Origin of the sequence: Coleofasciculus sp. (genome assembly GCF_046539235.1) — a bacterium.
Lineage (GTDB): Bacteria > Cyanobacteriota > Cyanobacteriia > Cyanobacteriales > Coleofasciculaceae > Coleofasciculus.
Window position 1 is genome coordinate 1 of the sequence record NZ_JBKHHI010000286.1, and the last position, 8,752, is coordinate 8,752.

General features: G+C 45.3%; 7 protein-coding genes. 3 read left to right on the forward strand and 4 right to left on the reverse strand.

Features of this window, described 5'->3' with window-relative positions:
• From ACLFWI_RS21315 to ACLFWI_RS21330, 4 genes are all read right to left on the reverse strand, one after another.
• The gene (locus tag ACLFWI_RS21315) at positions 1 to 2,151 is read right to left on the reverse strand and encodes a PAS domain-containing protein (protein ID WP_446414584.1); all 2,151 of its coding nucleotides are present in this window, start codon (positions 2,149 to 2,151) and stop codon (positions 1 to 3) included.
• Positions 2,152 to 2,934: 783 nt separating this feature from the next.
• Positions 2,935 to 4,329, reverse strand: a complete 1,395-nt coding sequence (locus ACLFWI_RS21320; protein WP_446414585.1) for a hypothetical protein — start codon at positions 4,327 to 4,329, stop codon at positions 2,935 to 2,937.
• Positions 4,330 to 4,604: 275 nt separating this feature from the next.
• Positions 4,605 to 4,976 carry a hypothetical protein gene (locus ACLFWI_RS21325; RefSeq protein WP_446414586.1) on the reverse strand — a complete coding sequence of 124 codons (372 nt, stop codon included), beginning with the start codon at positions 4,974 to 4,976 and terminating at the stop codon, positions 4,605 to 4,607.
• Between the two features lie 190 nt (positions 4,977 to 5,166).
• A complete protein-coding gene (locus ACLFWI_RS21330; RefSeq protein WP_446414587.1) occupies positions 5,167 to 5,850 on the reverse strand; it encodes a hypothetical protein in 684 nt (227 codons plus the stop codon).
• A gap of 103 nt (positions 5,851 to 5,953) precedes the next feature.
• Between ACLFWI_RS21330 and ACLFWI_RS21335 the strand changes: the two genes are divergently transcribed.
• The 3 genes from ACLFWI_RS21335 to ACLFWI_RS21345 all read left to right on the forward strand — a co-directional run bounded on the left by ACLFWI_RS21335 (position 5,954) and on the right by ACLFWI_RS21345 (position 8,651).
• A complete protein-coding gene (locus ACLFWI_RS21335; protein ID WP_446414588.1) occupies positions 5,954 to 6,154 on the forward strand; it encodes a hypothetical protein in 201 nt (66 codons plus the stop codon).
• Between the two features lie 236 nt (positions 6,155 to 6,390).
• Positions 6,391 to 7,254: a Tab2 family RNA-binding protein gene (locus ACLFWI_RS21340; RefSeq protein ID WP_446414589.1), complete on the forward strand. Its 864-nt coding sequence runs from the start codon at positions 6,391 to 6,393 to the stop codon at positions 7,252 to 7,254.
• Between the two features lie 68 nt (positions 7,255 to 7,322).
• Positions 7,323 to 8,651: a TldD/PmbA family protein gene (locus tag ACLFWI_RS21345; protein WP_446414590.1), complete on the forward strand. Its 1,329-nt coding sequence runs from the start codon at positions 7,323 to 7,325 to the stop codon at positions 8,649 to 8,651.
• Positions 8,652 to 8,752 lie beyond the last annotated feature (101 nt).

The window sequence follows — 8,752 nt, forward strand, 5'->3', positions numbered from 1 at the left end:
TCAAGCGCCGATAGCTTGGCGTAACCATTGAATTTGACCCAATTGTTCCGTTTTATGGTTTAGAGTTGTCGGGATTTCAATCACAAACTCTGTGCCGATACCCACTTGAGAATTACAGGTAATTTTTCCTTTGTGTTTCTGAATAATTTGATAACTTATGGCTAATCCCAATCCTGTTCCTTGTCCGACAGGTTTTGTGGTGAAAAACGGTTCAAATAAATGCTCTTGCAAATGAGCAGGAATACCTAAACCATTATCGGAAATCCGAATAATCACAGTTGAGTTTAACTCAGCTATTTCCGTACTAATCCTAATCTGGGGTATAAAGGAATCATTCTGCTGGATTTTTTCTTCTAACGCCTCAATCCCATTACTGATAATATTAATAAACACTTGATTCAGTTGACCTGGATAACATTCAACTTTAGGTAACATACCCAATTGTTTATTCACTTCAATAGCGGGTCGGTTGGGCTTTTTATTGAGGCGATTCTGTAAAATTATTAAAGTACTCTCCAACCCCTGATGTAAATCGGTTGCCTTCATCTGTGCCTCATTCAGGTGCGAAAAATGCTGTAGCGATCGCACTATGTCTTGAACCCGAACAACGCCTTCTCGAATCGAGTTGAGGGCTTTGGGAAAGTCTGTCCTGAGAAAGTCAAGCTCAACTGCTTCCATTTGATCTTGAATCGCGGCAACCGGCTGAGGATAATACTGTTGATAAAGATCGATTAATTTGAGCAAATCACGCCCATATTGATGGGCAAAGCTAACATTTCCGGCAATAAAGCCAATGGGATTATTGATCTCATGGGCAATACCTGCCACTAACTGTCCCAAGGATGCCATTTTTTTCGTTTGGACTAACTGCGCTTGGGCATTTTTAAGTTCACACAAGGCAAGTTCTAACTGATACGCCTTTTTCCGTTCCCGCGCTTCTGAGGAGCGCAAAGCGTCCTCCGCTTGTCTGCGATCGCTAATATCCCGATGAGTCCCTGTCATCCTTACCGGATTACCCGCTTTATCCCACTCAAAGACTTTACCACGAGACAGAATCCACTTCCATTCCCCCGTTTTACATCGCATCCGAAATTCGACTTCATAGATAGGAATTAATCTGTCTATATAAGCATTTAATCCAGATTTTATTCTCAATAAATCATCAGGATGCACTAATTGTTCAAAAGCTTGAAAATTATCGTCAATTTCCTCTGGCTCATACCCCAGCATTCTTTTCCACTGTGGATTAAAATAAACCTCTCCAGTGGTTAATTGCCAATCCCATAACCCCAAATCACTACCGGATAACGCCATTTGCAGTCGTTCTTCGGAAATGCGTAAGGCGGATTGGGTTAAAACCTGTTCCGTAATATCATTCAGGGTTCCTGTAGTTCCAGAAACTGTACCATCGGCGGCAAAATTTGTCCGTGCATGTACCTCTAACCAACGAATGTCACCGGATTTTGTCAAACAGCGCACCCGATGACGACAGGATGGTTGGACTCCAGTAATCAGTAAATCAAATTTTTCTTGCCCCTTTTGCAAATCATCAGGATGAATAGCGTTTAAAGAGGATGTTCCGATACTTTCAGCGATTGAAAATCCGCTAATTTCTGTCCAAGCCCGATTCAGAAATGTCCAATGTCCTTGGGTATCGGTTTGGAAAATGACTTCTTTGACATTATCGATAACTGAACAATATTTTTCCTGATTCAACCGTTGGGATTCTTGGCGTTGCTGATTGTCAATCGCATGACGCAATGCCCGAATTAAGCGATAACCTTTGAGATTTTCCGTTACCTGATCATCGGGAGTCCCTGCTTGGATAACTTGCAGGGTTAATGGTTCATCCTGGTTAGCCCTTAATCCGAGAATTGGCAGAGTTAAGCCCAACTGTTTAATCTGAGTAACCACATCAAAAACGTGAGGATCAGCGTGGGACAAATGAACGATGACAAGATCGAACGCTTCATGATTTAATCGGGTTAGGGCTTGACAACTCTGCCTAACTTGTTGAATAATAAACGAATAGCTAATTTCAGAACATAATCCTTCTCCCAATAGTTTTATCGTTTGGTAACCATCTTCGACGATGAGAACCTTCAGCGATATAGTGTTGGGGTTTTGGGTAGGGTCTAGCACCGATAACATAAGATTTGCCTAAGAACCTGTTTCTACTCAGTTTGACTGTTATTTAAGAGGGAAGATCGTGCTGTAGTAAATTCAACTGTGACAGTTGATAAACTGAACTACAGTTTGCACGCCTACTCTCGGTCTAATTTCTATTCAGAATGTTTTCAAATCTCTGCCAATTCATTCAAATCCAGATAAAATTTCTAATTGACTCTCTCTAGATAGAACGTCAGTTCAGTAATCGCAGTTAGGGATTAAATTTCGTCAAAAGTAGTCCGCCAAAAATTTATTTTCTGTAGCTATTGTTACTCTTTATCAGGAACTTCAGCCGACAATTTTGCTTACTGAACAGGTACTCTAGAGAAAGCAAGACGACACCCACATAGTCGGTCGAGAGCCTAGTATTAGTTAGTATCAGTGATTCGTGATCAGCAACTTTAAGTGAATCTATGAATGTTTACTGGGTTAGGACTTGTTACAGGGTCACTGCTTTTTCCCACACTACAATATTTCTTCCCTTAGACCTTTTTAGACGTTTTTCCCTGAACTTGATCAAAGTTGTGACTTCATGATAGTTAGGGATTCGGTGATCAATTCATATTTTTAATATTAATTTAATTTATGCTTAATATAAGTTAAAACTATAAACTTCCTATTCGTTATTCGTTGTCATTTATCGGGGTTAGTTGACTCAAGGAACCGACGGCGGCGGTAATCATCGAAAGACAGGATGGGCTAGTGTAGTCGCCTTTTTGTAGAATAATTTTAGGGAAGATGGGGGAGCTTTCCTTGATCATGCCCTTATTCCTGCATCCCAGAATACAATAGTCGGGCAAATAAACGAGCGCCATCATCATGCTTTAACTGATCATAATTCGGAGGATGACGGTGACCAATAGCCCGTAGATCTTGGAGGAGTTCTGGGTGGAATTGACAGGTAAACGAACGACGGATCAATTTACTCTCGAAATCTTTGTAGTTAATACAGGTTGCTGAACATTCTGTCACTACTTCCGTTTCGTCAGCCGTTGAACAAAGGATTTCCACAGCAAAGGGAAGCTGCATTAACCAGGATAAGGGACTCCCGGCTAAAATATGCCGATGGGAGATAATTGCATCATGCAGCAGTCGATATGCCCAGTTGGCAAAGAGAATCGCTTCCTCATTCACTTCATCAGAGTGGAACATGGAAATATTCAATTCATGTTCATACTCAATCGACGTATCGATCACCCCTTCAAATTCATCAGCCGTCACCTCATGGGCGATAATCAAATCTTCTGGAATATCAGATGTGTCGCTATCAGGAGATTGATAATGCCACAATTGACGATAGCCCACTTCTTTTTTTTCATTGGGACCGACGGCAAATTCGGGATCATCCCAGTTTTTGGCAATCAGGTGTCCATTTTTCTTCTTTACCTGTAACGTACTCCCCACCTGTTGAATATGCTGGCAGACTTTTTTCAAAGACTTTAGCGCTTTGCCCTTGCGATCGCGTGCCAGATACTCTAGGCTAAATACCTCATCTACGGCTCGTTTAATTAAACGAATGTGAGATTGTGCCGCCAATTGATGCCCCAAACAAATAAATAAGGCTGGCGCACTGGTAGGCGATCGCGAAAGCAGTAGTTTATCTGTGAATGTATGGAGATCCTCCAGGGAACATTTGGCATCGTTAAAGGTGCTAGCATCGCGCACCGACGGATTACCCCCTTCCACAACCACCGCTAATCCTGAGGTTATGATCGGCACAACTAACTCTGGATCAAGTACACCCGACGACCAAAACGGGAACAGAATCGAATCACAATCCGCGATTTTTTGCGCTAGATACGCCACATTCAGCGAAGCCCGAACATTTTCTCCCATTGGATTACAGCCGACATGTTCCCAGGGTTCGATAACCGCGATCGCATTGCGGAATAAGTTCGGGTGCTTCATCAAGAATTCCAAGTCATCCTGAGAATTAATCACCTTTTCCAACGGCAATCCTTTGCCCCATTCAAAGCCTTCGTTTTCCATCGTCATGGATACATCAGGCAAGGGATCTTCTGAATGCCGATCCGCTAAAAACCGACCCAACAAAATGTGAACTGATTCAAAATCAGATCCCCCTTCACACAAGTAACCAGGTCTAAGTCTCCAATCATTGGTTGTTAATGTTTCCGGCTTAACGGATGATGAGTTTGACATCTATATTTGACTCCTTAACACGTTTTTTTATCTATTGGTTTTCAGCTTAAGTTGACACCAATAGGCAGTGCCTTGCCCCTACTATCTGTCAACGGGGCTAAAAGTTGGTCACTCAACTCAGCATCGGAAAGTGAACCAAATTGAATTACCACTTCCTGATCTAAATGCTATTTAAGGACTGAAAATTACGCCCCTTTTTGAGAGTGACATCAGCAAGAGTTATCAAATAATTTTGCGCGACTTTGCGGATGTCATTTGAGAATAGTTATGACTAATTATTCACTCAGCGGCACTTGTAACTTGAGTCGCTGAACATCTCCCTCTTCTCCCACAGCCGGAAATAGGTCAAGGGGATCACCAGAGGTGAGAGTATCTCCAAGGATAAGTTGTAGGCGATCGCTAATAGCAAAGCTTGAATCCGCAGAATTCACTCCGACTGTATCTGGAGCAATGGGCGAGTTGGTATTGAAGAAAGAAAGGTAATCGTTGGATAAACTGCGACGTTGTACAGTCTGTAAGGATTCACCGGATAACGTAACCGAATTGTCATTAGCGCTAAACGGTGAGTCGGACTGAGCTTGGGCAAGGGGGACTAAGCCAAAGACCGCAGTAGTGATGCTTAAAACAACAAGTGTATGGCGTCTCATGAGCGCTCTCCCTGGTTTTATAGTGTTGGAAACTTGCTATTGTTGAGACTAATTATAATTTTCAGCATACCAAAAGTTTGCCGATAAATTTACCATCTGACTAATTTTTTATTGATTTGTTGACCAAATTTGTTACCAACTTTACCATTTACACGCTGGGTAGTTCATTAGCTCATTGATCGAGTTTCAGCTACGAACCTCTGCCTTGATCATCAAACTCAAATCCCCAGTCTTCATCTTCATCCTCATCCTCCGGTTCCGCTTGGGGTGGGGGTTGGCGGTACGGCGGGGTAATTACTCGATAGTTAGCATCATACACTGCCTCAGATTTGCCAATCCCCGACTGAGACTTCTTGGAGTCCCGGTAACTGTAGGAATAAACCGAGTCGGGTTGAGAACGGCGGCTGGGTTCTTGAGGTGGTTCGTAACTACTGCGATCGATTCCGATACTGCGCTCTTGGCGATCGCGCTCTGTTTCCTCTGACACCTCTTCTTCTGGCTGACTCTCAAACTCATCCCAGTCAAACTCGTCCTCTATGGATGTTGCCGATTTTCCTTCAAAGTTCCACTCTGGAGCAACAGCTTGATCCCAATCCGAACCGGAAGCAGAGGGGGAAGGTTTGGCAGGAGGAGGTGGTGGTGGAGGGGGTGGGGGAGGTGGCATTTCTGGTTCAGTTTCCTCTGGTTCAGGTTCCTCCTCCTCAAACTCAACATCTGATCGCCAGCGATTTGGAGGGGATGCTTGGGCGGCGCGATCAAACCTCTGAACCCTCCTGGGTCGAAAACTGAGCAATTGTAAGACTAAACTGGTGAGTATGCCGAGTGCGATCGCCAATCCTATCCATACCATCAGAGGCAATGCAACCGTTTGCATTCCCAAAAATACGATAGACAGGACGGGGGCTGACAAATTTGACAAAACAAATATAGCCAGTCCGCCTCCAACCACGCATAACAGGACAATTCGATTCACAGGCATGATTAGTGATTTACAGGTATGGATAGAGCGCTTACCTCTAACTTACCGCGTTATTAACATCTCATCCGTTATCTCCCAGACGCTTCAAAAGCACATCTCTACATTATTTGCCCAGCTTCCCCAGCTTCCCTATCCAGTCGGTTTAACCGCAACTTGGTATAAATCGTTCAGGGAACGGATCGCTAACCCGTATTATTAGAAGAGGGGTTAGATTACAACAGTCTTGGCGTCAGGAACCCCACGCCTAAAGGCGTGGGCTTGGAATTTAGCCCAACGTTACCCCGGAAACGGGAGGGGCGCAAGCCCAATTAAGCAACCCCTGTACAGGTTGATCCTTCGACTTCGCTCAGGGTCAACACTGAGCGAAGTCGAGGTGTTGAAAGCACGAGTCTGTAATTGCCCAGACTTTCATGTGAACGCAATACATCGAACGAGATGACGATTATTTGGGAACTCGATTTCTATTCACGTCCAATATTGGATGACAATCAGAAGAAGCTCTGGGAAGTCTTAATTTGTGAGAGTCCTTTAAACATCCACCAATCCACGGGCGACTTATTTCAGTACGCGCAGTTTTGTTCCAACCAGGAGGTTAACTCCTTATGGTTGCGGCAATCCCTAGAAGAGGCGATCGCTGCATCGGGACAAACACCGACAAAAATTCGCTTTTTCCGGCGTCAGATGAACAACATGATTACTAAAGCCTGCCAAGAGTTAGGCATTCCCGCGATCGCGAGTCGTCGTACCTATACACTGGATCGCTGGCTCCAGGAGCGGATGCAGGACGTATATCCCCATCAACCCGGATATCAGTCCTCAGCCGCCGCCTCTGCCTTTGTCCGCTACCAACCTCAGGTTCCTCAACCCTTACCCGACACCATCCAGGGACAAAAATGGGCATTGGTGAGCTTGGAAGCCGAAGCATTTGCGGATATGGATGAGTGGGAGATTGACTTTGGCGAAGCTTTTCCCCTGTCCATGATGGATCTGGCTCCAGATACGCGCATTCCGGGCATGATTATTTTCTCCGATCGCGCCAAAGCCTTAGCCGCATGGATGTCGGGTTTAGAACTGGCGTTTGTTAAATTTCAGGGGGGTGTCACTCCCCGGCTATTACTGGAAACGGGTGCTACTGATAGCTGGGTTTTAGCCAACCTAACCGATGATCAAACCCTAGCGGAAGCTCAAGGCTTTGAATCTGCCAAAGAAAACGCCCAGTCCATACATTTTCTCGCCGTGCAGTCAACACCAACCTCAGAAACCTTTGCTGGATTTTGGTTGTTGCAAGAATTAACGTAGCCCTGAATGGGTTAGGGGTTTATCACCATGAGCCGGAACTATAAACAGAATAATTAACCCTAAACATTATGGAGTCTCCGAATTTGTCACCCGCCCTGCCCTGCGAACAACTTTTAGATCTGGCACTCAAAGCCGGAGCCAAGGATGCTGAGGTCTATCAGTCGCAATCGCTGTCTCGACCTGTACTCTTTGAAGCGAATCGCCTCAAGCGGCTAGAAAGTAGTCAATCAGAAGGGGTGGCGCTACGCTTATGGAAAAACGGTCGTCCCGGATTGGCGGTTGCTTATGGTGCAGTGAATCCCCAAGACTTAGTGGATCGAGCCATTGCCATTAGCACTCTGAATGAATCAGAATCGGTGGAACTCACACCGGGACGTACCGAAGGTTATCCCGACTTGGGCAAATCCGTGGCGGTAGAAGAATTGGTCGTCATGGGCAAAGAAGCGATCGCTAAAATTCGGGATGCGAATCCAGACGTCCTCTGTACGGCAGAATTGGAATGTGAAGCCGAAACCACCCGCTTGATCAACTCTCAAGGGTTAGATTGTCACTACACCGACACCACACTCAACTGTTTTTTCTCGGTGGAATGGGTGCGCGGCGATGACTTTTTATGCGTATCTGATGGTCAAACCCAACGGGAACAGCTTAACTCAGATAAAGTCGTACAATCAATTTTACAACGCCTCAACTGGGCGCAAAATAATGTCTATCCCCCTATTGGTCAAGTCCCGATTTTGCTCACCGCCAAAGCCGCCGATTTACTCTGGGATACCGTCCAAATCGCATTAAATGGAAAACAGGTATGGGAAAGGGCTTCCCCTTGGAGCGATCGCTTGGGTCAAGTGGTCAGTTCCCAAAACCTTACCCTATCTCAACAACCGAATACGGGTCCCTATAGCTGTCCTTTTGACGACGAAGGGACTCCGACTCGACCCCTATTATTAATCCGCGAAGGACAGCTGCAACAATTTTATGGCGATCGCACCATCGGGCGATTACTGGGAGTTGGCAGTACAGGCAATGGATTTCGCCCCAGCTTAGGCAGTTATCCCACCCCAGGTTTAGTCAATATCATGGTGCAACCCGGTAAAGGCTCCTTAAGAGACTTATTGCGTCAACTGGATGATGGATTGGTGATCGACCAAATCCTCGGTGGTGGAGCGGGCATATCTGGAGACTTTTCTGTCAATGTAGATTTAGGGTATCGCGTCTGCAACGGTACGATTATCGGTCGGGTAAAAGACACTATGGTTGCGGGTAACGTCTACACTGCCCTCAAGCAGATTATTGCCTTGGGTGAAGATGCAGAATGGAATGGCCCGTGTCATACCCCATCTTTAATTTTAGAAGGACTCTCCGTCACCGCATCTGAGCAAACCTCTATTTTGATTTAGCTCGTTAGGAGAGAGGGGGAGCAGGGGGTGATGGGGAGCTGGGGGAGTAAACGAATGACAAATGACCAATGACCAATGACCAATGACAAATGACCAATGAC